This window comes from Rahnella sp. PCH160, assembly GCF_047784855.1.
Taxonomy (GTDB): Bacteria; Pseudomonadota; Gammaproteobacteria; order Enterobacterales; family Enterobacteriaceae; genus Rahnella.
On record NZ_JBLOGT010000001.1, the window covers coordinates 463,740 to 484,655 of the forward strand.

The 20,916-nt window shown below is 49.5% G+C and carries 22 protein-coding genes and 2 tRNA genes; 9 read left to right on the forward strand and 15 right to left on the reverse strand.

What is annotated here, in order from left to right:
- Positions 1-148: 148 nt before the first annotated feature.
- The 7 genes from ACM5QY_RS02065 to rlmE form a co-directional block, all read right to left on the reverse strand.
- Positions 149-225, reverse strand: a tRNA-Met gene (locus ACM5QY_RS02065).
- A 59-nt stretch (positions 226-284) separates the two neighbouring features.
- A tRNA-Leu gene (locus tag ACM5QY_RS02070) sits at positions 285-371 on the reverse strand.
- Between the two features lie 83 nt (positions 372-454).
- On the reverse strand, positions 455-790 hold the full coding sequence (gene secG, locus ACM5QY_RS02075) for a preprotein translocase subunit SecG (RefSeq protein WP_014333700.1): 336 nt from the start codon (positions 788-790) through the stop codon (positions 455-457).
- Between the two features lie 259 nt (positions 791-1,049).
- Positions 1,050-2,390, reverse strand: a complete 1,341-nt coding sequence (gene glmM / locus ACM5QY_RS02080) for a phosphoglucosamine mutase (protein ID WP_416119030.1) — start codon at positions 2,388-2,390, stop codon at positions 1,050-1,052.
- Positions 2,391-2,392: 2 nt separating this feature from the next.
- Complete coding sequence (gene folP, locus ACM5QY_RS02085) at positions 2,393-3,232, reverse strand: dihydropteroate synthase (RefSeq protein WP_416119031.1); 840 nt, start codon at positions 3,230-3,232, stop codon at positions 2,393-2,395.
- A gap of 124 nt (positions 3,233-3,356) precedes the next feature.
- Positions 3,357-5,300: an ATP-dependent zinc metalloprotease FtsH gene (ftsH, locus tag ACM5QY_RS02090; RefSeq protein WP_416122802.1), complete on the reverse strand. Its 1,944-nt coding sequence runs from the start codon at positions 5,298-5,300 to the stop codon at positions 3,357-3,359.
- A gap of 56 nt (positions 5,301-5,356) precedes the next feature.
- The gene (rlmE, locus tag ACM5QY_RS02095; RefSeq protein WP_104923494.1) at positions 5,357-5,986 is read right to left on the reverse strand and encodes a 23S rRNA (uridine(2552)-2'-O)-methyltransferase RlmE; all 630 of its coding nucleotides are present in this window, start codon (positions 5,984-5,986) and stop codon (positions 5,357-5,359) included.
- Positions 5,987-6,168: 182 nt separating this feature from the next.
- Between rlmE and yhbY the strand changes: the two genes are divergently transcribed.
- Positions 6,169-6,465, forward strand: a complete 297-nt coding sequence (gene yhbY / locus ACM5QY_RS02100; protein WP_095923662.1) for a ribosome assembly RNA-binding protein YhbY — start codon at positions 6,169-6,171, stop codon at positions 6,463-6,465.
- A gap of 180 nt (positions 6,466-6,645) precedes the next feature.
- Here the strand turns inward: yhbY and greA are convergent, their stop codons facing one another.
- A complete protein-coding gene (greA, locus tag ACM5QY_RS02105; RefSeq protein WP_416119032.1) occupies positions 6,646-7,122 on the reverse strand; it encodes a transcription elongation factor GreA in 477 nt (158 codons plus the stop codon).
- Between the two features lie 282 nt (positions 7,123-7,404).
- Here greA and dacB point away from each other — a divergent pair, with 282 nt between their 5' ends.
- From dacB to pmrB, 3 genes are read left to right on the forward strand one after another with little or no spacing between them, the layout of a single operon-like run.
- A complete protein-coding gene (dacB, locus tag ACM5QY_RS02110) occupies positions 7,405-8,838 on the forward strand; it encodes a serine-type D-Ala-D-Ala carboxypeptidase (RefSeq protein ID WP_416119033.1) in 1,434 nt (477 codons plus the stop codon).
- A 20-nt stretch (positions 8,839-8,858) separates the two neighbouring features.
- Entirely contained in the window at positions 8,859-9,521 is a 663-nt protein-coding gene (gene pmrA / locus ACM5QY_RS02115) for a two-component system response regulator PmrA (RefSeq protein WP_416119034.1), read from the forward strand.
- Positions 9,518-10,603 (forward strand): two-component system sensor histidine kinase PmrB, encoded by a 1,086-nt coding sequence (pmrB, locus tag ACM5QY_RS02120; RefSeq protein WP_416119035.1) that lies wholly within the window; start codon positions 9,518-9,520, stop codon positions 10,601-10,603. The genes pmrA and pmrB overlap by 4 nt, the downstream gene beginning before the upstream one ends.
- Positions 10,604-10,675: 72 nt before the next feature.
- On the opposite strand, the gene cgtA is transcribed toward pmrB, so the two are convergent.
- The 4 genes from cgtA to rplU all read right to left on the reverse strand — a co-directional run bounded on the left by cgtA (position 10,676) and on the right by rplU (position 13,511).
- Positions 10,676-11,848 (reverse strand): Obg family GTPase CgtA, encoded by a 1,173-nt coding sequence (cgtA, locus tag ACM5QY_RS02125; RefSeq protein ID WP_416119036.1) that lies wholly within the window; start codon positions 11,846-11,848, stop codon positions 10,676-10,678.
- Positions 11,849-11,881: 33 nt separating this feature from the next.
- Positions 11,882-12,838 carry a DMT family transporter gene (locus ACM5QY_RS02130; protein WP_416119037.1) on the reverse strand — a complete coding sequence of 319 codons (957 nt, stop codon included), beginning with the start codon at positions 12,836-12,838 and terminating at the stop codon, positions 11,882-11,884.
- Positions 12,839-12,923: 85 nt separating this feature from the next.
- Complete coding sequence (rpmA, locus tag ACM5QY_RS02135) at positions 12,924-13,181, reverse strand: 50S ribosomal protein L27 (RefSeq protein WP_013573805.1); 258 nt, start codon at positions 13,179-13,181, stop codon at positions 12,924-12,926.
- Between the two features lie 18 nt (positions 13,182-13,199).
- On the reverse strand, positions 13,200-13,511 hold the full coding sequence (gene rplU / locus ACM5QY_RS02140; protein ID WP_013573804.1) for a 50S ribosomal protein L21: 312 nt from the start codon (positions 13,509-13,511) through the stop codon (positions 13,200-13,202).
- A 259-nt stretch (positions 13,512-13,770) separates the two neighbouring features.
- Here rplU and ispB point away from each other — a divergent pair, with 259 nt between their 5' ends.
- Complete coding sequence (gene ispB / locus ACM5QY_RS02145; protein ID WP_416119038.1) at positions 13,771-14,742, forward strand: octaprenyl diphosphate synthase; 972 nt, start codon at positions 13,771-13,773, stop codon at positions 14,740-14,742.
- A 49-nt stretch (positions 14,743-14,791) separates the two neighbouring features.
- Here the strand turns inward: ispB and ACM5QY_RS02150 are convergent, their stop codons facing one another.
- Positions 14,792-15,151, reverse strand: coding sequence for a DNA-binding protein (locus ACM5QY_RS02150; RefSeq protein WP_416119039.1), 360 nt, complete (start codon positions 15,149-15,151; stop codon positions 14,792-14,794).
- Positions 15,152-15,829: 678 nt separating this feature from the next.
- Between ACM5QY_RS02150 and ACM5QY_RS02155 the strand changes: the two genes are divergently transcribed.
- A complete protein-coding gene (locus tag ACM5QY_RS02155) occupies positions 15,830-16,099 on the forward strand; it encodes a helix-turn-helix domain-containing protein (protein WP_416119040.1) in 270 nt (89 codons plus the stop codon).
- Positions 16,100-16,145: 46 nt separating this feature from the next.
- Here the strand turns inward: ACM5QY_RS02155 and mdh are convergent, their stop codons facing one another.
- Positions 16,146-17,084 (reverse strand): malate dehydrogenase, encoded by a 939-nt coding sequence (gene mdh, locus ACM5QY_RS02160; RefSeq protein ID WP_416119041.1) that lies wholly within the window; start codon positions 17,082-17,084, stop codon positions 16,146-16,148.
- Between the two features lie 465 nt (positions 17,085-17,549).
- Between mdh and argR the strand changes: the two genes are divergently transcribed.
- From argR to yhcN (ACM5QY_RS02175), 3 genes are all read left to right on the forward strand, one after another.
- A complete protein-coding gene (gene argR / locus ACM5QY_RS02165; RefSeq protein ID WP_104923506.1) occupies positions 17,550-18,020 on the forward strand; it encodes a transcriptional regulator ArgR in 471 nt (156 codons plus the stop codon).
- Between the two features lie 465 nt (positions 18,021-18,485).
- Entirely contained in the window at positions 18,486-18,749 is a 264-nt protein-coding gene (gene yhcN, locus ACM5QY_RS02170; RefSeq protein WP_416119042.1) for a peroxide/acid stress response protein YhcN, read from the forward strand.
- Positions 18,750-18,951: 202 nt separating this feature from the next.
- Positions 18,952-19,215, forward strand: coding sequence for a peroxide/acid stress response protein YhcN (gene yhcN / locus ACM5QY_RS02175; protein ID WP_416119043.1), 264 nt, complete (start codon positions 18,952-18,954; stop codon positions 19,213-19,215).
- Between the two features lie 293 nt (positions 19,216-19,508).
- On the opposite strand, the gene mpl is transcribed toward yhcN (ACM5QY_RS02175), so the two are convergent.
- On the reverse strand, positions 19,509-20,894 hold the full coding sequence (gene mpl / locus ACM5QY_RS02180; RefSeq protein WP_416119044.1) for a UDP-N-acetylmuramate:L-alanyl-gamma-D-glutamyl-meso-diaminopimelate ligase: 1,386 nt from the start codon (positions 20,892-20,894) through the stop codon (positions 19,509-19,511).
- Between the last annotated feature and the right edge of the window lie 22 nt (positions 20,895-20,916).

A 20,916-nucleotide genomic window follows, 5' to 3' on the forward strand; every position in this document is an offset into this window, starting at 1 on the left:
TTTATGCAACTGGACCCTATTTGCCGCACAGGCGGCTTCGGTGCAACTTTCGCAAAGTATTATTTTCAAATTGAAGCTTTCAAATTGGAACTGCAGAACATCACAGGAAGATACTGAAAGTCTATTTGAAATAAACACTTAGGGAAAGTGGTTGCGGGGGCCGGATTTGAACCGACGACCTTCGGGTTATGAGCCCGACGAGCTACCAGGCTGCTCCACCCCGCGTCCGAAAACGTGGCAAATACTACGCCGATAACCGCTAAAAAGCAAGTTATCATAAAGATTGGTACCGAGGACGGGACTTGAACCCGTAAGCCCATTCGGGCACTACCACCTCAAGGTAGCGTGTCTACCAATTCCACCACCTCGGCACTCTTTTTTTCACAATCGCTTATACTGTCCAAGCACAAGCCACTGTTTAAAACTCTGCTTCTTTTGATAAGAAGTTTACTGCTTAGTGAGGAACGTCACTGTTAGGCGCTGCTGGAGCGGCCGGTGCAGTTGTCTGCTCAGTTTTCGCTGGCTGACTTAAGTTTTCCCACTCACTACCTTTTTGGCCTTTATTGGTGCTCATGTTCCCGAGAATCAGACTAATGATAAAGAACAGTGCTGCCAAAATGCCTGTCATGCGGGTCATGAAGTTACCGGAACCACTCGAACCGAACAATGTGCCAGAAGCACCTGCTCCGAAAGAGGCTCCCATATCAGCGCCTTTACCCTGTTGCAGCATAACCAAGGCCACAAGGCCGATTGCTACGATAAGGAAAATCACCAGAAGAGCGTCGTACATAGTAGTACCTGTATCCTCGCGGGTTCACCGCATGCCAATTGCTTCTCACCAATTTAGCAGGTCACTCAAGGACCCACTGAAGCGGGTGTGAATACTAACCAAAGCCGTATTACCGTGCAAGGGCAATTTTCATCAGACTGTTCGTTTGCGGAAAAAAGCGTCAAATATCCATCAAAACAACCAAAGTGATTCATTTTACGCCGCCCCCAAGATAAAAAATGGCGGCGTAAAAGATGAAAATTTACTGTTTTTTATCAGCTTACGGTTTCACTGCTTTTACGGTATCAGCGATACGGTTCGCCAGCTTTTCAACCAGCGCCGCATCTTCGCCTTCTACCATAACGCGCAGCAACGGTTCAGTACCTGACTTACGCAACAGTACCCGGCCACGGCCACCCAGTTCTTTTTCAACTTCGGCAGTCACTTTTTTGACATCGTCAGATTCAAGCGGATCGTGTTCACCGGCAAAGCGGACATTCACCAAAATCTGCGGCAGCAATTTCATACCACTGCAAAGATCGTGAAGGCTCATATGGTTACGTACCATCGCTGTGAGCACTTGCAAACCTGCCACGATGCCGTCACCCGTGGTTGTTTTGTCCAACAGGATAATATGGCCTGAGTTTTCTGCCCCAATACGCCAGCCTTTCTCCTGCATTTTTTCCAGCACGTAACGGTCACCGACCTTAGCGCGCGTGAAAGGAATGCCCAGCTGTTTGAGTGCCAACTCCAACCCCATGTTGCTCATCAGTGTGCCCACGGCACCGCCTTTCAGCTGCCCCTGGCGCAAACCTTCACGTGCGATAATGTAGAGGATCTGGTCGCCATCAACCTTATTGCCTTCGTGGTCGACCATGATCAAACGGTCACCGTCGCCATCAAATGCCAGACCGAGATCGGCTTTCTCTGCCAGAACACGTTTTTGCAACTGACGGACATCTGTCGCGCCGCATTCTTCATTGATGTTCATGCCGTCCGGCTCGCAGCCGATCGCGATCACTTTAGCGCCCAGTTCACGCAGCACACTCGGCGCGATGTGGTAGGTGGCGCCATTGGCACAGTCGACCACAATTTTCAGGCTATTCAGGCTCAGTTCGCTTGGGAATGTGCCTTTGCAGAACTCAATGTAACGGCCCGCGGCGTCCACAATGCGGCTGGCTTTGCCCAGTTCGGCGGACTCTACGCAGGTCAGCGGTTTTTCAAGTTCGGCTTCAATCGCTTCTTCCACGTCATCCGGCAGCTTTGTCCCGTCGATGGTGAAGAACTTGATCCCGTTGTCGTAGTACGGGTTATGCGACGCAGAAATAACGATCCCCGCTTCAGCCCTGAATGTTCTGGTGAGGTAAGCAACGGCAGGCGTTGGCATCGGCCCGGTGAAAGAAGCAGAAAGCCCGGCAGCAGCCAGCCCGGCTTCCAGTGCAGATTCCAGCATATAACCAGAAATGCGGGTGTCCTTGCCGATAATGACTTTGCGAGAACCATGTCGTGCGAGCACTTTACCGGCAGCCCAGCCCAGCTTCAGAACAAAATCAGGTGTAATCGGGCTGTCACCAACTTTCCCGCGGATGCCATCTGTCCCAAAGTATTTACGGTTGCTCATAATTATTTTTTATCCCTTGCAGAAAGTGTCGCTTCGACGATACGCATCGCTTCAACGGTTTCTTTGACATCATGTACACGGATTATCTGAGCGCCTTGCATGGCCGCGATGACGGCACAGGCAACACTTCCGATAACCCGCTTTTCAGGAGACACATGCAGCAGCTGTCCCACCATGGATTTGCGCGACATACCCACCAGAAGGGGCAACCCCAGGTGATGGAACTCTGACAGTCTGGCGAGCATCTGGTAGTTGTGTTCCAGATTTTTACCGAAACCGAAGCCAGGGTCGAGTAACAATTTATTTTCAGGAATGCCGGCGTTCACACAACGCGCAATTTGCCCGACAAGATACCGTTCAACTTCCGCAACGACATCGCCGTAATGCGGAGCATGCTGCATCGTTTTTGGATCACCCTGCATATGCATCAGACAGACCGGCAAACCGGTTTGCGCCGCAGCCGCCAGTGCTTCAGGCTCCTGTAACGAGCGAATATCGTTAATCAGATGCATACCCGCATTCGCAGATTCGCGGATCACCGAGGCCTTTGAGGTGTCCACAGAGATCCAGACATCAAAACGCCGGGCAATCGCCTCCACCACCGGCACCACACGGGCCAGTTCTTCGTCTTCACTGACTTCTGCAGCGCCAGGACGTGTTGATTCACCGCCAATATCGAGCAGAGTAGCACCGGCATCCACCATCATCTGAGCATGTCTGATAGCAAGTTCGAGCGTGTTATGGCGTCCGCCGTCCGAAAAGGAATCAGGGGTAACATTCAGGATCCCCATGACCTGGGGAAAAGTGAGGTCCAGCGTCGACTCTCTGGCTGTGAGGTGCATAAGTCAGGTCCCTTCTGGTCAATCAGTAATAGCAGTATCTAAATTCCGGGGGAAAGAATGCACGCATAAAAAACCCCGGGCAAGCCCGGGGTTGAGAGTTGTGCATTATTTTCTAACCAGCGCCTTATTTGCCGCTGAATTGCTCAAACATCGTGTTGCCAGGATTTGGCGTACGAGGTTCGTCAACTGGCGTTGGCGCTTTTGGCGCACCACCATCGTTAGAATTGTCGCTACCGTTTTTACCATTTACATCGTCCCAGCCCGCTGGCGGGCGAACTTCTGTACGGTTCATCAGGTCGTCAATTTGTGGTGCATCGATGGTTTCATATTTCATCAGGGCATCTTTCATTGAATGAAGGATATCCATGTTTTCCATCAGCAAAGTACGTGCACGCGCATAGTTACGTTCAACCAGTGACTTCACTTCCTGATCGATGATACGGGCAGTTTCATCAGACATATGCTTAGCTTTCGCGACTGAACGGCCGAGGAAGACTTCGCCTTCTTCTTCCGCATACAGCAACGGACCTAATTTCTCTGAGAAGCCCCACTGGGTAACCATGTTACGGGCAATCGACGTTGCAACTTTGATGTCGTTAGAAGCACCGGTAGATACTTTCTCCACACCGTAGATGATTTCTTCCGCAAGACGACCACCGTAAAGGGTAGAAATCTGGCTTTCAAGTTTCTGACGGCTTGCACTGATAGCATCGCCTACCGGCAGGAAGAAGGTGACACCCAATGCACGTCCGCGAGGAATAATCGTCACTTTATGCACAGGATCGTGTTCAGGAACCAGACGGCCAATGATGGCGTGGCCAGCTTCATGATACGCGGTCGATTCTTTCTGCGATTCTGTCATCACCATGGAGCGACGCTCCGCACCCATCATGATTTTGTCTTTGGCTTTTTCAAACTCAACCATAGACACGACGCGTTTATTACCACGCGCGGAGAACAGCGCGGCTTCATTGACCAGGTTTGCCAGATCCGCACCGGAGAAACCAGGTGTACCACGGGCAATAACAGAAGGTTCAACATCGGTCGCTAAAGGAACGCGACGCATGTGAACTTTCAGAATCTGTTCACGGCCACGAACGTCTGGCAGACCAACCACAACCTGACGGTCGAAACGACCTGGACGCAGCAATGCCGGGTCAAGAACGTCCGGACGGTTAGTCGCGGCAATAACAATGATACCTTCGTTACCTTCGAAGCCATCCATCTCAACCAACATCTGGTTCAGCGTTTGTTCACGTTCATCGTGACCACCGCCTAAACCTGCACCACGCTGACGGCCAACGGCGTCAATTTCATCGATGAAGATGATACATGGAGCGGCTTTCTTCGCCTGTTCGAACATGTCACGCACACGAGATGCACCCACACCCACGAACATTTCGACGAAGTCAGAACCGGAAATAGTAAAGAACGGAACTTTTGCTTCCCCTGCAATGGCTTTAGCCAGTAAGGTTTTACCGGTACCCGGAGGGCCGACCATCAGAACGCCTTTAGGAATTTTACCGCCCAATTTCTGGAAACGGCTTGGCTCGCGCAGGTAATCTACCAGTTCGCTCACTTCTTCCTTCGCTTCGTCGCAACCTGCAACATCCGCGAATGTGGTTTTGATTTGGTCTTCCGTCAACATGCGGGCTTTGCTTTTGCCAAAGGACATTGCGCCTTTACCACCGCCACCCTGCATTTGTCGCATAAAGAATATCCAGACGCCAATCAGAAGCAGCATCGGGAACCATGAAATAAAGATAGTTGCGAGGAAACTCTGCTGTTCAGGCGGTTCGCCAACAACTTTCACGTTTTTGCTCAGCAGCGTATCCAGTAATTTAGGGTCATTTACTGGGATATAAGTGGTGTACTTGCTGCTGTCTTTTTTGATTACATCAATCGCACGTCCGTTGATACGTACTTCACGAACCTGGTCTTGGGCCACTTCGGTAGTAAAGGTCGTGTAATCCACCTTACTGCCATTCGACTCGCTGGGCCCAAAACTCTGAAATACAGACATCAATACAACTGCGATGACTAACCAGAGGATCAGGTTCTTCGCCATGTCACTCAAGGGATTAACCTCATATTACAACTGTGTTAACAAACAGCGTTAGGGAACTACAGTTTCCGCCCTGTCGCTACGATGTACACTTCTCGCGAACGTGCTCGGGAAGCGTCTGGCTTACGAATCTTCACCTTCGTAAACAGGGAGCGAATTTCCCGCAGGTATTCATCAAAGCCATCTCCCTGAAACACCTTCACCAGGAAACTTCCGCCTGGTGCTAATACATCCCGACACATATCCAGTGCTAATTCAACCAGATACATCGATTTTGGAATATCGACTGCCGGAGTACCGCTCATATTCGGGGCCATATCGGACATGACCACCTGAACTTTGTTTTCTCCCACGCGTTCAAGCAGCGCTTTGAGAACTAATTCATCACGAAAATCCCCCTGAAGGAAATCGACTCCAACAATAGGATCCATAGGTAAAAGGTCAAGAGCAATGATGCGCCCTTTGCTACCTATCAGTGTTGCGGCAAACTGTGACCATCCACCGGGAGCTGCGCCTAAATCCACAATCGTCATCCCAGGTTTAAACAGCTTATCGCTTTGCTGTATTTCATCAAGCTTAAACCAGGCGCGGGAACGCAGACCTTTTTTCTGAGCCTGAATCACATATTTATCGCTAAAGTGTTCCTGCAGCCAGCGGGTGGAACTTGCAGAACGCTTTTTAATAGACATTATTTAGTAACCATATAGTTTTCCAACCACCCTGTGTTAGAGCTTTTGGAACAAGCTGTTAGCATCATGACGTCTATGGCTAAGTCAGTATAATTCACTTCCCGGAGCAGTCCGGGTTGGTGATATACATGAGATGGCGGTAGAATGACCCGTTTTCAATCCCAACTTAAGCAAAAAAGACGATGAATCTTAACAATAAACAAAAACAGTACCTGAAAGGTCTGGCACATCCACTAAAACCGGTTGTCATGCTGGGTAACAACGGCCTGACTGAAGGCGTGCTGGCCGAAATTGAACAGGCGCTGCAGCATCACGAGCTGATCAAGGTAAAAGTCGCGGCAGAAGAACGCGAAACGAAGACCCTGATCGTAGACGCAATCGTGCGTGAAACCAAGGCGTGTAATGTGCAAGTCATCGGCAATATGCTGGTACTTTATCGCCCTTCTACCGAAGACCGCAAAATTATCTTACCGCGTTAATCCGTTAAGGTTTAACGAAAAGCGCTTTAGATTTTCGGAAAGGTGCCACGAAATCACGTTCAGGGAAAGGCCTTAGGTGGCCTTTTTACTTTAGTTTTCAATTTACTGTGAAGCAATTCACTGCATGAATGTGAAATTTACAGGGCGAAACAACACGTTTCGCCCTTTTTAATGCAGATTTTAGAGATACTCAACCTTCAGGACTTCAAACTCTACATCACCGCCAGGCGTTTTGATAACAACCACATCATCCTGTTCTTTACCAATCAAACCGCGTGCAATCGGAGAGTTCACAGAAATCAGATTCTGCTTAAAATCAGCTTCGTCATCACCCACAATGCGATAGGTCTGCTCTTCTTCAGTATCCAGGTTCAGTACTTTTACTGTAGCGCCAAAAATGACACGACCTGTTACTGGCATTTTTGTGACATCAATAACCTGAGCATTTGAAAGCTTGGCTTCGATTTCCTGGATACGACCTTCGCAAAAACCCTGCTGCTCACGGGCTGCGTGGTACTCAGCATTCTCTTTCAAATCACCGTGCTCACGCGCAGTCGCGATATCTGCAATGATTTTCGGGCGACGGACGCCCTTCAGATGATCAAGCTCTTCACGTAATCTTTCTGCGCCACGCAACGTCATCGGAATCGGTTTCATATATTATTACCTCTAACTTTGTCCTTTCGGTAAACACCGTCCTGATTAAATCAGGTAAGAAATTAAGCCAGCTCTTGTGACCGACTCTCTCTGGCGAAAAACAAAAAAAACCTCACCCGGGGTTACCACCAGGCCAAGATTCATTTTGCATTATGATTCGTATTTTAACGTAGAGTTCACTGAGGATCATCGTTTACTTTCAGCCACGTTGCGCCTTGGTTCGTAGCATCGTAGTATGGCACCACTTTATCCTGCCGTTACCCAGAGCCTTTACTCAAAATAATGCGTTTTTTACGAATTGTCAGTGGATTAGCATGCGCGTTTGTTCTGAATACAAATGCGGCCCAGATCGAGAATTACACAGAATATCTGCCGGATGGCACGAATCTGGCTGTACTGGTACAGAAAATCGGTGCGCCCGCTCCCGTGCTTGATTACCACGGTTCGCAGATGGCACTGCCTGCCAGTACGATGAAGATTCTGACGGCGCTGGCGGCTTTGTTGCAACTGGGCCCCGATTTCCGCTTCACCACCACACTTGAAACTCCGGGTTCCGTTACTGACGGCGTTCTGAAAGGTGATCTGGTTGCTCGTTTTTCCGGCGATCCGACGCTAAAACGTCAGAATATTCGGAATATGGTCGCGGTGTTAAAAAAACAGGGCATCAAAGAAATCAGTGGCGATGTGGTTATTAACACTTCGGTGTTTGCCAGCCACGATAAAGCGCCCGGCTGGCCATGGAACGACATCACTCAGTGCTTCAGCGCACCGCCGGCTGCCGCGATTGTCGACAGAAACTGTTTCTCCGTATCCCTCTACAGTGCCCCAAAACCGGACGAAAATGCCTTTATCCGCGTGGCATCTTATTATCCTGTTCACATGTTCAGTGAAGTTCGCACCCTGGCTAAAGGTTCGCCAGATGCACAGTACTGCGAGCTGGATGTGGTACCGGGCGAGTTTAACCGTTACACGCTGACAGGCTGTCTGACTCAGCGCAGTGAGCCGTTACCTCTGGCCTTCGCGATTCAGGATGGCGCCAGCTATGCGGGCGCCATTCTCAAAGACGAGTTGCTGCAAGCCGATATTCAGATTGATGGCACGTTAAAACGCCAGACTCAGCAGACGCCTGCCGGCACGGTGCTTGCCCAAACCCAGTCAGTTCCGTTGCATGATTTGCTGCATCAGATGCTGAAAAAATCCGACAACATGATCGCCGATACTGTCTTCCGCACCATTGGTCATCAACGCTTTGGCGTTCCGGGAACCTGGCGCGCGGGCTCCGACGCGGTTCGTCAGATTCTGCGTCAAAAAGCCGGCGTGGATTTGGGCAACTCGATTCAGGTTGATGGCTCCGGCCTTTCCCGCCATGACTTACTCTCGCCGGCCACCATGATGCAGGTCCTGCAATACATCGCTCAGCACGATAAAGAGTTAGACTTTATTTCAATGCTGCCATTGGCGGGCCATGACGGAACCTTGCAATATCGCGGCGGTCTCCATGAAGCGGGCGTAGATGGCAAGGTGTCGGCGAAAACCGGCTCACTGGCTGGCGTTTATAACCTGGCGGGCTTTATCACCACGGCAAGCGGACAGCGCATGGCATTTGTCCAGTTCCTCTCCGGTTACGCGGTTCCCCCTGAAGATCAGCGAACACGTCGTGCCCCGTTGGTACGCTTTGAGAGCCGTCTCTACAGGGACATCTACCAAAATAATTAACCACGGAGTAGTGCCAGACGATGAAACTGCTGATAGTTGAAGATGATGAACTTTTACGGCAGGGATTATCTCTGGCACTCACCAGTGATAATTATGTTTGCGACTGCGCTTCTACAGCCGCCGAAGCGCACAGTCTGATTCAAACCAGCCAGTACAGTCTGGTGATCCTGGATTTGGGATTGCCTGATAAAGATGGCGCAACGCTGCTGCGTCAGTGGCGACGTCAAAGCATTTCCCTCCCCGTGCTTATCCTCACTGCGCGCGATGCTCTGGAAGACCGCGTTGATGGTCTGGATGCCGGTGCAGACGACTATCTGATCAAACCTTTCGCGCTGGTTGAATTGCAGGCCCGCGTCCGTGCGCTCATCCGCCGCTATCAGGGGCAGAGCGACAACCAGATTTCTGTCGGGAATCTCACCATTAATCTTTCGTCGCAACAGGCATATCTGGGCGATTCCCCCGTGGAAGTCACCCCCAAAGAATTCGCCATTTTATCCCGCCTGATGATGCGCGCCGGGCAGACCGTCAATCGCGAATTGCTTCAGCAAGATCTCTACACCTGGCAGGATGATTTGGGCTCTAATACGCTGGAAGTCCATGTACACAATTTGCGACGCAAGTTGGGCAAAGAACTCATCCGGACAGTTCGCGGCATTGGATATCGTCTGGAAGTTTTACCATGACCAGTATGCGCCGCCGCCTGCTGGTTATGCTGGCGCTGATCCTCTTCGTCACTCAGCTCACCAGCGTTTTCTGGCTTTGGCATGAAAGCCAGGAGCAGATAAATCTGCTGGTCAATGACACACTTTCCGCAAAAGTCCGCAATGCTCATGTAGAGAAAGAGATAGCAGAAGCTATCGCGTCACTGATTGCGCCCTCTTTGCTGATGATGACGATTACGCTGGTGTTATCTTTCTGGGCCATCAGCTGGATTATCAGCCCGCTCAATCAGTTGCAAAAACGCCTGGAAACCCGCTCCGCTGATAACCTGACACCGCTGCCATTGAACAGTGAAATTCGGGAAATCGTGGCAGTCACCAACACGCTCAATCAGTTGTTTTCACGACTTTCCAACACCATTCAGCAGGAACGCCTGTTCACCGCCGATGCCGCACATGAACTGAGAACGCCGCTGGCTGGCGTGCGGTTGCACCTTGAAATTATGCAAAAGAATGGCGTTGATGGCAGCGATACGCTGATAAACCGCATCGATCTGTTGATGCATACCATCGAGCAGTTGCTGATGCTTTCGCGTGCGGGGCAGAATTTTGCAAAAGGCGAATATCAGCAGGTCGATCTGGTGAATAACGTCGTCGGGCCTCTCAGGGAAGAACTGAGTGAAATGCTTACCGATCGTCAGCAAAAACTGATCGTGCAGACGCCGGTTCGTGCGGAAATTCAGGGAGATGCGGTACTGCTCCGGCTTATGGTGCGAAATCTGGTGGAAAACGCCTACCGGTACGGGCCGGAGAACAGTGAAATCACCATCGCGATTGAACCTCAGAACAACGGTTTTCTGATACAGATTAACGACGAAGGTCCGGGTATTGATGAAGCCAAAGCCAGCGAACTGACACAAGCCTTCAAACGAGGCGATCAGCGCTATGGTGGCAGCGGGTTAGGTTTAAATATTGTAATACGTATTGCGAATTTACACGGTGGAACCCTGGCGCTTCGTAATCGCTCTGCGGCTAAAGGACTTAGCGCGCAATGCTGGTTACCGGATGTGGCCCTACAAACCTCATTAACACGTCCTATTCTCTGAGGAGAACATATTAAAAAAGACTGCCCTGAACAGGCAGCCTTTTCGCTTTAATCACAACGTCAGGACGGGGGATTAACGTTCGTAAATGATTTCGACGCCTTCGTCGTCATCTTCATCCCAGTCATCATCCCAGTCGTCGTCTGCTTCAGATTCCACTTCAGCCAGTTGTTCACGGTGATAATCATCCCACATGAATTCAACTTTCTCTGGCACAGCCGCTTCAACGGCCATGTGCTTAGGATTTTCATTGATGAATTTCATCACATCCCAGCACAGCGCATTAACGCCTTCACGATTTGCCGCGGAAATCAGGTAGTAATTCCCTTCCCAACCTAAAGCTTCAGCTATCGCTTTAGCACGCGTCTCAGCTTCTTCTTTTTCGATCAGATCAACTTTGTTGAACACTAACCAGCGTGGTTTTTCAGCCAACTTCGCGTTGTATTGCTTCAGTTCGTTAATAATAACTTTAGCATTTTCGATCGGATCAGATTCGTCGATTGGCGCAATATCAATCAGGTGCAACAGAACGCGGCAACGCTCAAGGTGCTTAAGGAAGCGGATACCGAGACCGGCACCTTCAGAAGCGCCCTCGATCAAACCCGGAATGTCGGCAACCACGAAACTTTGTTCGTGATCCATACGGACAACACCCAGGCTCGGAACCAAAGTGGTGAACGGATAGTCAGCCACTTTCGGTTTTGCCGCAGACACTGAACGGATAAATGTGGATTTACCCGCATTTGGCAGGCCCAGCATCCCCACGTCGGCTAACAGCATCAGCTCAAGAGCGATATCACGCTCTTCACCTTTGGTACCCATGGTTTTCTGGCGCGGTGAGCGGTTCACGGAAGATTTGAAACGGGTGTTACCCAGACCGTGGAAACCGCCTTTAGCGACCATATTAATCTGACCATTTTGGGTCATATCGGCCAGCACTTCACCCGTGCTCTGATCCAGAACGCGTGTCCCGACAGGCACTTTAATGGTGATATCTTTACCGCGTTTACCCGTACAGTCGCTGCTTTGACCGTTAGTCCCGCGCTCCGCGCGATAAGATTTCACGAAGCGGAAATCGATCAACGTATTGAGGTTTTCATCTGCAAGCAGGTAAACATCGCCACCATCACCGCCGTCGCCGCCGTCAGGGCCGCCACGAGGGATATATTTTTCGCGACGGAAGCTGACGCACCCGTTACCGCCATCACCGGCCACAACCAGAATCGTGGCTTCATCAACAAACTTCATTTGTACCGTCTCCGTAAATCATTCACCGGGCAGCTAGTGTTTAGCTACCGGGTTTTGCTCTGTCCGACGTGGCCACCAGCGATGGCCAACTGCGGAAAACATTGCCCCCGCCACCACCACAATTGCCCCGATATAACCAATAAAATTGAGCACGGGTGCAGCAAAAAAGTCAGGCCAGGCAAGTGCCAGTAAATCTGAAAATAGCAGGGTAAACAGCGGAGTCAGCGTCACAATTGCACTGACCTGGGCCGCCTGCCATCTCGCCATCGCTTCCGCTAAGGCGCCATATCCTACTAAGGTATTCGCGCCGCAAAACAACAGACAGGCAAACTGCCAGCCGCTGAGCTGTGAAAGCACCGCCGGGCTGGCCAGCGGGAGCAATGCGATAGAACATAAAGTGTACAGAAAAAACAGGATCTGCGGTGAGGCGAGTTGGCGCAGCAATACTTTCTGTGCCACACCATAAATCACCCAAACCGAGGCTGCCCCGACACCAAAGATCACACCCAAAGTGTAATCCGTAAGGCGGGTAAAAATTTCTATCAAGCTGGTATTGAAGAATAATACCAGCCCGAAAATCAGCATACTGGCCCCAATGACCTGCGTGATGCGCATCCTTTCTTTCAGGATGATTATACTTGCCAGCATCATACCGACCGGCGAAAGCTGGCCGATAACCTGCGAGGCTGTCGGGCTAAGGAACTGCAGGGAAGAACTAAAAAGAACGAAATTCCCCAGCAATCCGCACGTGGCGATCAACACTATAACCAGCCAGCGTGGGCGATTAAAAATCGTTCTGGGCGGCAATCTGCGCTTAACGGCCAGAATGCACCCCAGCACAATTGCTGCCAGAGAAAACCGATACCAAACCACAGTAAAAGGATCCATTACCACCAGCACCTGCTTCATGGCGATGGGTAAAGAACCCCAACTCACGGCAGTAATCAGTGCCAACAGGATACCAACAGATGCCTGTGATTTCGTGTCCATATCCCGCCAGAATGGGCTAACCAGAATGTAAAAAGCCCCGCAACGAATTGCGGGGCTTACATCTATTTACTAAGACGCGAAAAACTTATTCAGCTTCGATGCTGATGTACTTACGGTTTTTCGGGCCTTTAACTTCGAACTTGACTTTACCGTCAGCCAAAGCAAACAGAGTGTGGTCCTTGCCGCAACCCACGTTAATACCCGCGTGGAATTTGGTGCCGCGCTGACGAACGATGATGCTGCCTGCCAGTACTGCTTCGCCGCCAAAGCGTTTTACGCCCAGACGTTTAGCTTCTGAATCGCGACCGTTACGTGTGGAGCCGCCAGCCTTTTTGTGTGCCATTGTTCCGCTCTCCTAATCTTAAGCGCTGATGCCGGTGATTTTAACGTCAGTGAACCACTGACGGTGGCCCTGCTGCTTACGATAGTGTTTACGACGACGAAACTTAACGATTTTGACCTTTTCGCCACGACCGTGAGCAACGACTTCAGCTTTGATTACACCGCCAGCAACTAATGGCAGGCCGATGTTAATTTCTTCACCGTTTGCAATCATCAGAACCTGATCGAACTCGATAGCTTCGCCAGTTGCAACGTCCAGCTTCTCAAGGCGAATAGTCTGCCCTTCGCTGACACGGTGTTGTTTACCACCACTTTGGAAAACCGCGTACATATAAAACTCCGCTTTCCGCGCACTCAACTTTGTATAGTCCAGAGGGCGCTATAAATATTCACAATAGGGCGCGAATTCTACGCAAAAAATCAGCATAAGACAAGAGCACAATGACGACAAAAGAAGAAAAAAAGCGCAGTTCTTTCGATATCATTTATCTACACTGTTTTTCAAGTACAATCCCCATTACAGTTAGCGCCATGTGCCAATGTGAGCCAGACCTCATTGCGGCGAAGAGAAAAACAGCCGAAAAAACACAATGAACCTAGAACAGATTATCGATCTTACCCAGGATGACATGGCTGCGGTTAACGCATCCATCCTTGAGCAGTTGAATTCAGAGGTTTCTCTCATCAATCAGCTGGGATATTACATCATCAGTGGCGGCGGCAAACGTATCCGCCCGATGATAGCAGTACTCGCAGCCAAAGCACTATCTTACGACGGCGATAAACACATAAAAGTCGCCGCTCTGATTGAGTTTATTCATACCGCCACATTACTGCATGATGACGTGGTTGATGAGTCCGATATGCGCCGTGGAAAAGCCACTGCTAACGCAGCGTTTGGTAACGCGGCAAGCGTGCTGGTCGGAGATTTTATCTATACCCGTGCTTTCCAGATGATGACGGATCTGGAATCAATGCCTGTTCTGGCCCTGATGGCAAAAGCGGTGAACGTGATTGCAGAAGGTGAAGTGCAGCAGCTCATCAACTGTAATGATCCGGACATCACCGAAGAAAGCTACATGCAGGTCATTTACAGTAAAACCGCCCGTCTGTTCGAAGCCGCCTCACAATCTTCTGCCATGCTGGCTGGCGGAAGCAGTGAGCAAATTAAAGCGTTGCAAGATTATGGGCGCTATTTGGGCACCGCATTCCAGCTGATTGACGATTTACTGGATTATGACGCAGACGGTGAAACGCTGGGCAAGAATACCGGTGACGACCTGGATGAAGGTAAACCGACGCTGCCGCTTCTTCATGCGATGCAACACGGCGATGCCGAACAGTCGGCGATGATCCGCAAAGCTATCGAAGAAGGCAACGGGCGTCACTTGCTCGAGCCCGTTTTGGCCGCTATGCACCAGTGGGGCTCTCTGGCTTATACACGCCAGCGCGCCGAAGAAGAGGCTGATAAAGCGATTCAGGCACTTCAGGCTCTTCCTGAATCCGAATATCGCTCAGCGCTGGAAGGTTTAGCGCATCTGGCCGTAAAACGCGATTTCTGATGTTTTCCTGACGTGCCTGTCTTTTACAGGCGCGTCAGTTTTAGCAAATCTAGGAATCGTCAGACTTACGCAGCCTGTTTAGTATTTCCGATACCCCTTCCCTCACGATAAAAGAGATGATCGTTTCGCGCTCAGGCTCCTTGAGTTGCTTATAACTTTCGATCCAGATCGCCAGTGGATCCTGATGTGACGTGTAAACATATTCAGCAGAATGTTCATTCATTGCCAGACTGGCGGCGGTGTTACCCGGCAGGCTGTCTATGTGATATTCCACCGCCCGCCCCTGGACACCACGTCGTCGCCGTTTAATCCAGCATAATCTGCGAGCCATCCCATGCACGCCTTGTGTTGATGTAGGAAGGCCATCTTTCCCGGTCAGTTCCTTTGCTGCAAACCACTCTTTTTTCATAACGATCCTTGTCTTTCTCATATAATCCAATAAGAAAGGTTGCTGTTATAAATCCATGAGAATTATGCGGATGTTTTCCCTTTTCACCGTAAGCCCATTTTAGAGAAGATATTAAAACAGACCATTTAGGAAAACGCCTATTTAACAGAAAGAAGATATTCAATTTTTCGGAATGAGTCTACTGTTGAAGAACATTGTTTCCATGAATTATGTTTATCAACAACAGAATATCGCCCATAAAAGTATTTTTTAGAAAGTTATGTAATCAGATTCCTATCCGGCCAATTAAGCAAGGATTTAAATCATTATAAAACAATGAGTAAAATGACTATTTCGCCACAATCGTCCCGTATTACCTCTGCAATCTATTAGTGCAGATCGTTATATCTCGCCCTCAAATCACTGAGATCTATAGATACGTTCAAAACATCAACACTTCAATAACGCATTCGTATTAAATGAATTCAAAATATACGACAAAAACAGATAGAAATGAAAAAAAGCAAACTGAATTTACTTGTTTGTTTTAATTTTAATAAGAATGTATTTTCTTAATCAGAGCAGAAAATATTTTTAGGAAACATTGATGAGATTGAATGGGAAACGACTAAACAATCATTGAAAATATGTTTTCAAAAAATAGTCTTATAAAAGTGATTTAAAAATAAGGAAAACACTATGATGACAAGGAATGAAGACTGGCATCAGGCTGATATTATCGCAGCACTGAGAAAAAAAGGGACGACATTGGCGGCAGTCTCACGCTCCGCCGGATTGAGCTCTTCAACGCTTTCTAATGCCCTTTCCAGACCCTGGCCAAAAGGAGAGTTACTCATCGCCAGCGCGCTGGGCATCCACCCTTCCATTATCTGGCCAAGCCGCTACTTCGATGCCACCACCTTTAAGATCATTGAGCGCCGGTGCCGCATTCCGAATGAGAATAAATGATGTGAAGAAAGCCGCCGGAAATCCCAGCGGCTTCACATGCGGCTCATCAGTGATTGATAAACTGTTCACCCAGTTCGATATCTTTACGCAGGATATCCAGCATGGAATCCAGTGATTGCTGTTCAAAAGCGCTGAGCTTGCCAATATCAATGAGCTCAATGATCCCTTTTTTACCCAACAGAACAGGCTGTGCGAAGAAACGGGCATAATCGCCGTTACCTTCTACATAGGCGCATTCAACCACGTTGCTTTCGCCTTGCAAGGCACGAACCAGAGAAAGCCCGAAGCGTGCGGCCGCTTGACCCATAGACAAGGTGGCAGAACCGCCACCTGCTTTGGCTTCGACGACTTCCGTTCCCGCATTTTGAATGCGTTTGGTCATCGCAACGATTTCATCGTCACTAAATTCCACGTCAGGCACCTGAGACAATAAAGGAAGGATTGTCACACCAGAGTGTCCGCCAATCACGGGCACATCAATGTCTTCAGGATGCTTACCTTTAAGCTCAGCTACAAACGTGTTTGACCGGATTGCATCGAGTGTCGTCACGCCGAACAGTTTATTTTTGTCATACACGCCCGCATTTTTCAGCACTTCGGCAGCAATGGCGACCGTGGTGTTGACCGGGTTGGTGATAATGCCGATTAACGCTTGCGGGCATGTTGTCGCAACTTGCTGAATCAGATTACGGACAATGCCGGCGTTAACATTAAAGAGGTCGGAGCGATCCATACCCGGTTTGCGCGCCACGCCCGCTGAGATCAAAACAATATCCGCACCTTCCAGAGCTGGTGTTGCATCTTCGCCACAAAAACCTTTGATTTTGACGGCTGTAGGGATATGGCTCAGATCGACGGCGACACCCGGAGTAACAGGCGCGATATCATATAATGACAGTTCAGAACCGGAAGGTAGCTGGGTCTTGAGCAGAAGTGCGAGGGCCTGACCGATACCGCCCGCTGCACCTAGAACTGCAACTTTCATCCTATACTCCTTTTTAATCACTAACTTATAAGTATCGTGGGATTATTTTGGGTGTGACCATAATCACTTATACAGCTAAAAACAATCGCTCAACTGCTGGAAAACTGAGCCTGGTCGTTAAGAAAGTAAAAAAACACCTCTTCGTGCCTTTTTTCCGGCCTTTTATGACTTTTTATCGGAAAGCTTCACCTTAAAAGTAGCACCACAAAACACACCAGGTTAAAAAATGGTTAAATTCAATTCAATGTGAGAGCTGAATCGAGATCATGGGTATAACAACATCCTGACTCATTCCTTCACTACAATGCACAATTTCAGCATATTCATGACATCCAGTTATATTTTCCGGCGCCGATATTCCTGTCGGAATGCATAATTTGGTGGTTACCTGCTTGCCTTCTGTTGCATAAAAATGCAAATATCTGCATAATCAACGAAACGATGATACAGAGACCAGGGTGCAAAATGCGTAATCCTGCCAAACAGGAAGATTTGATCAAAGCCTTCAAAGCACTGTTGAAGGAAGAGAAATTCAGTTCTCAGGGCGAAATTGTCGTCGCACTTCAGGAAGACGGTTTCGAAAACATCAATCAGTCTAAAGTCTCACGGATGCTGACAAAATTCGGTGCGGTGCGAACCCGCAACGCGAAAATGGAGATGGTTTACTGTCTTCCTGCCGAAATCGGTGTGCCGACAACTACCAGCCCGCTGAAGAATTTGGTATTGGATATAGACCACAACGACGCAGTCGTCGTTATCCGCACCAGTCCGGGCGCGGCACAGTTGATCGCCCGCCTGCTCGATTCCCTGGGTAAATCCGAAGGGATACTGGGCACCATTGCCGGTGATGACACGATTTTCACCACGCCAGCAAGGGGTTTCAGCGTCAGACAGCTCCACGACGCCATCCTCAGTTTGTTTGAGCAGGAACTCTAGTCCAGCGATATATTGCGCTATTTCCTGCTGCCATTCTGTGTATGAGGTCAGAAGAAAAGAATTTCTGGCCTCAGTGTTTTAATTTTTCTCCTGTTCCCCTTATCCCTCTTTAGCGTTTCCCGGCAGGCTGTAAACATCCTCCTTACGCCATTACCTCTGTTAATTCCATTCACACGAACCACATTCCCGTCACATAAAGATTTCCAGGGTGTGATTGACTGCAAAATTAAGCACGAATAGTCAAATTCACTCAATCTATTGATTTTACGAAAAATTAACACAAAAAGATCGTTTTATACTCAATTTTTATTCCTTTTTGTTATTAAAAAATCAAATACCCCCCACATCACTACCAAAATAACTATTAGCAAACTATTAATATTGTGAGTGACTAGATGTATACTCATTTCCGTGGTGTGAAGCACCCGTTGTTGGAAACATAATAAAATAGACGAGGTCAAAATCATGAACGTTAAAACTACAATCGCAACATTAAGCATTCTCTCTGCCCTTTCATTTGGCGCTTTTGCAGCACAACCTGTTAGTCAGGATCAGGCCGCAAATCTCCAGTCACGCGGCATGATAAGCGTAAGCGGCGTTGCCGGCGCACCTTCTGATATCCGTCAGGCACTGTCTGACAAAGCGGATGCCAAAGGCGCTAGAGCATTTCGTGTGATCGAAGTGCGTGAAGAAGGTAACTACCACGCTACCGCAGAAATTTACCAATAAGTTTGGGTAAATGAAGCGAAGGGGCCTGAATGATTCAGGCCCGCGCAAAGCGCATCAAGACGGATTCGTCTCTGCCACATCAATGTTCCCCCACGCTTCCCGCGCTGCCGGACGCCGATATTCCAGAACTGATGAATCCAAATCTCAACCGACGTTGCTCTCTCATTTTTTGCATCAACGTCTATGGAATTAGGAAATTATCATGAAAATCATGACCACTATTGCCGCCCTTAGTCTGCTGTCTGCTGTTTCTTTCGGTGCGTCTGCCGCACAGCTGGTTTCTAATCAGCAGGCAGAAAACCTTCAACCTATGGGCACTATCAGCGTCAGCGGCGTCAATGGCGTCCCGACAGACATTCGTCAGGAGTTGTCCGATAAAGCCGACAACAAGGGCGCTAAATCTTATCGTGTGATCGAAGCGCATAACGACGGTGCTTATCACGCCACCGCAGAAATCTACCAATAAGATTTCTGAGTCAGTCCCTGATATGAAGCCACTGTTTGAGTACTTGAATTAGCGTTACCGGGTTTCAACAGCCACATACCAGCGAAAATTAATGCGCTGTTGAGGCTGGGAAGAGAGAAGACACTGCCACTGCCGCTCTCTTGCTAACGTAACCCTCGTCGTCCTGTCCGACGACACCCTTTGGCCCTCAAATTTTTTGAGGGCCTTTTTTTGTCAGAAAATCGCCACGTTGACAAACAACAGGCAAAAAAAAGCACAGCCATCGCTGTGCTTTCGGTTTATCGCTTACCGTTTTACTTTTGCTGAGCGGCTTCTGCTTTGGCAGCCAGCGCCGTCAGCAACTTCGCGTGAATCCCACCAAAACCGCCGTTACTCATCACCAGAATATGATCGCCCGGCAGTGACGCCTTGATCACCATATCGGCCAGTGAATCGACGTCCGCACTCCAGTGCGCAGGCTGAATGCAGCGCTCGGCCACTTCCGCAACCTGCCACGGAATATGCTGTGGCTGAAGCAGAAAGACTTCATCGGCGCGGCCCAGAGAAGGCGCCAGCTCGTTTTTGCTCATGCCCATTTTCATGGTGTTTGAGCGCGGTTCAAGAACCGCCAGAATGCGTGCCGTGCCGCCTACTTTGCTGCGTAATGCAGAGAGCGTTGCCAGAATAGCCGTCGGGTGATGCGCAAAATCGTCATACACGCTGACGCCATTTTCCACGCCACGCAGTTCAAGACGACGACGGGCATTGATAAAATCACCCAGCGCCTTACACGCATCTTCAGGTTTCACGCCAACATGACGCGCAGCGGCAATCGCCATCAGCGCGTTATGCATATTGTGTTCACCGACCAGATTCCAGTTCACCTGCCCGACCACGTCGCCATGCAGATAAACGTCGAAAGAGCTGGCATCCGGCGTCAGTTTTTTGGCATCCCAGGCACAATTTTCCGTTTCACCGGCAAATTCCTGTTCACTCCAGCAGCCCATCGCCATCACTTGCTTGAGCGGCGTGTCATGCTCAGGAAGGATAATTTTGCCTTTCCCCGGCACCAACCGCACCAGATGGTGGAACTGTTTCTGGATCGCTTTCAGATCATCAAAAATATCCGCGTGATCGAACTCGAGATTGTTGAGGATCAGTGTGCGTGGGCTGTAGTGAACGAATTTAGAGCGTTTATCAAAGAACGCACAGTCGTACTCGTCAGCTTCCAGCACCATAAACGGGCTGTTTCCGAGACGTGCAGAAACATCGAAATTACCCGGCACGCCGCCAATGACATAGCCAGGCTCATAGCCACAGGCTTCGAGGATCCATGTCACCATCCCGGCGGTCGTCGTTTTACCGTGCGTCCCCGCTACGGCAATGACCCAGCGCCCCGGCAGAACGTGATCGTGCAGCCACTGTGGGCCGGAGACATACGGGATCCCCTGTTCGAGCACGGCTTCGACGCACGGATTCCCGCGCGTCATCGCGTTGCCAATAATCACCAGATCCGGCTGAGGATCTAACTGAGCAGGATCGTAACCCTGGATCAGGTCGATCCCCTGGTTTTCCAGCAGCGTACTCATCGGTGGATAAACGTTGTCGTCCGAACCGGTTACCTGATGCCCTTGTGCTCGTGCCAGCATCGCCAGCCCGCCCATAAACGTGCCGCAAATCCCAAGAATATGAATGCGCATATATTTTCCATTAATGCCTTTA

Bases quoted from the DNA above. Each gene is read 5' to 3' on its own strand.
- dacB (WP_416119033.1), top strand. From the start codon at position 7,405: ATGCGTTTTTTACGAATTGTCAGTGGATTAGCATGCGCGTTTGTTCTG.
- ACM5QY_RS02155 (WP_416119040.1), top strand. From the start codon at position 15,830: ATGATGACAAGGAATGAAGACTGGCATCAGGCTGATATTATCGCAGCA.
- rplU (WP_013573804.1), bottom strand. From the start codon at position 13,511: ATGTACGCGGTTTTCCAAAGTGGTGGTAAACAACACCGTGTCAGCGAA.
- ftsH (WP_416122802.1), bottom strand. From the start codon at position 5,300: ATGGCGAAGAACCTGATCCTCTGGTTAGTCATCGCAGTTGTATTGATG.
- secG (WP_014333700.1), bottom strand. From the start codon at position 790: ATGTACGACGCTCTTCTGGTGATTTTCCTTATCGTAGCAATCGGCCTT.
- folP (WP_416119031.1), bottom strand. From the start codon at position 3,232: ATGCACCTCACAGCCAGAGAGTCGACGCTGGACCTCACTTTTCCCCAG.
- mpl (WP_416119044.1), bottom strand. From the start codon at position 20,894: ATGCGCATTCATATTCTTGGGATTTGCGGCACGTTTATGGGCGGGCTG.
- pmrA (WP_416119034.1), top strand. From the start codon at position 8,859: ATGAAACTGCTGATAGTTGAAGATGATGAACTTTTACGGCAGGGATTA.
- ACM5QY_RS02150 (WP_416119039.1), bottom strand. From the start codon at position 15,151: ATGAAAAAAGAGTGGTTTGCAGCAAAGGAACTGACCGGGAAAGATGGC.
- cgtA (WP_416119036.1), bottom strand. From the start codon at position 11,848: ATGAAGTTTGTTGATGAAGCCACGATTCTGGTTGTGGCCGGTGATGGC.
- glmM (WP_416119030.1), bottom strand. From the start codon at position 2,390: ATGAGCAACCGTAAATACTTTGGGACAGATGGCATCCGCGGGAAAGTT.
- rlmE (WP_104923494.1), bottom strand. From the start codon at position 5,986: ATGTCTATTAAAAAGCGTTCTGCAAGTTCCACCCGCTGGCTGCAGGAA.
- rpmA (WP_013573805.1), bottom strand. From the start codon at position 13,181: ATGGCACACAAAAAGGCTGGCGGCTCCACACGTAACGGTCGCGATTCA.
- argR (WP_104923506.1), top strand. From the start codon at position 17,550: ATGCGTAATCCTGCCAAACAGGAAGATTTGATCAAAGCCTTCAAAGCA.
- ACM5QY_RS02130 (WP_416119037.1), bottom strand. From the start codon at position 12,838: ATGGACACGAAATCACAGGCATCTGTTGGTATCCTGTTGGCACTGATT.
- mdh (WP_416119041.1), bottom strand. From the start codon at position 17,084: ATGAAAGTTGCAGTTCTAGGTGCAGCGGGCGGTATCGGTCAGGCCCTC.
- ispB (WP_416119038.1), top strand. From the start codon at position 13,771: ATGAACCTAGAACAGATTATCGATCTTACCCAGGATGACATGGCTGCG.
- greA (WP_416119032.1), bottom strand. From the start codon at position 7,122: ATGAAACCGATTCCGATGACGTTGCGTGGCGCAGAAAGATTACGTGAA.
- yhbY (WP_095923662.1), top strand. From the start codon at position 6,169: ATGAATCTTAACAATAAACAAAAACAGTACCTGAAAGGTCTGGCACAT.
- yhcN (WP_416119042.1), top strand. From the start codon at position 18,486: ATGAACGTTAAAACTACAATCGCAACATTAAGCATTCTCTCTGCCCTT.
- pmrB (WP_416119035.1), top strand. From the start codon at position 9,518: ATGACCAGTATGCGCCGCCGCCTGCTGGTTATGCTGGCGCTGATCCTC.
- yhcN (WP_416119043.1), top strand. From the start codon at position 18,952: ATGAAAATCATGACCACTATTGCCGCCCTTAGTCTGCTGTCTGCTGTT.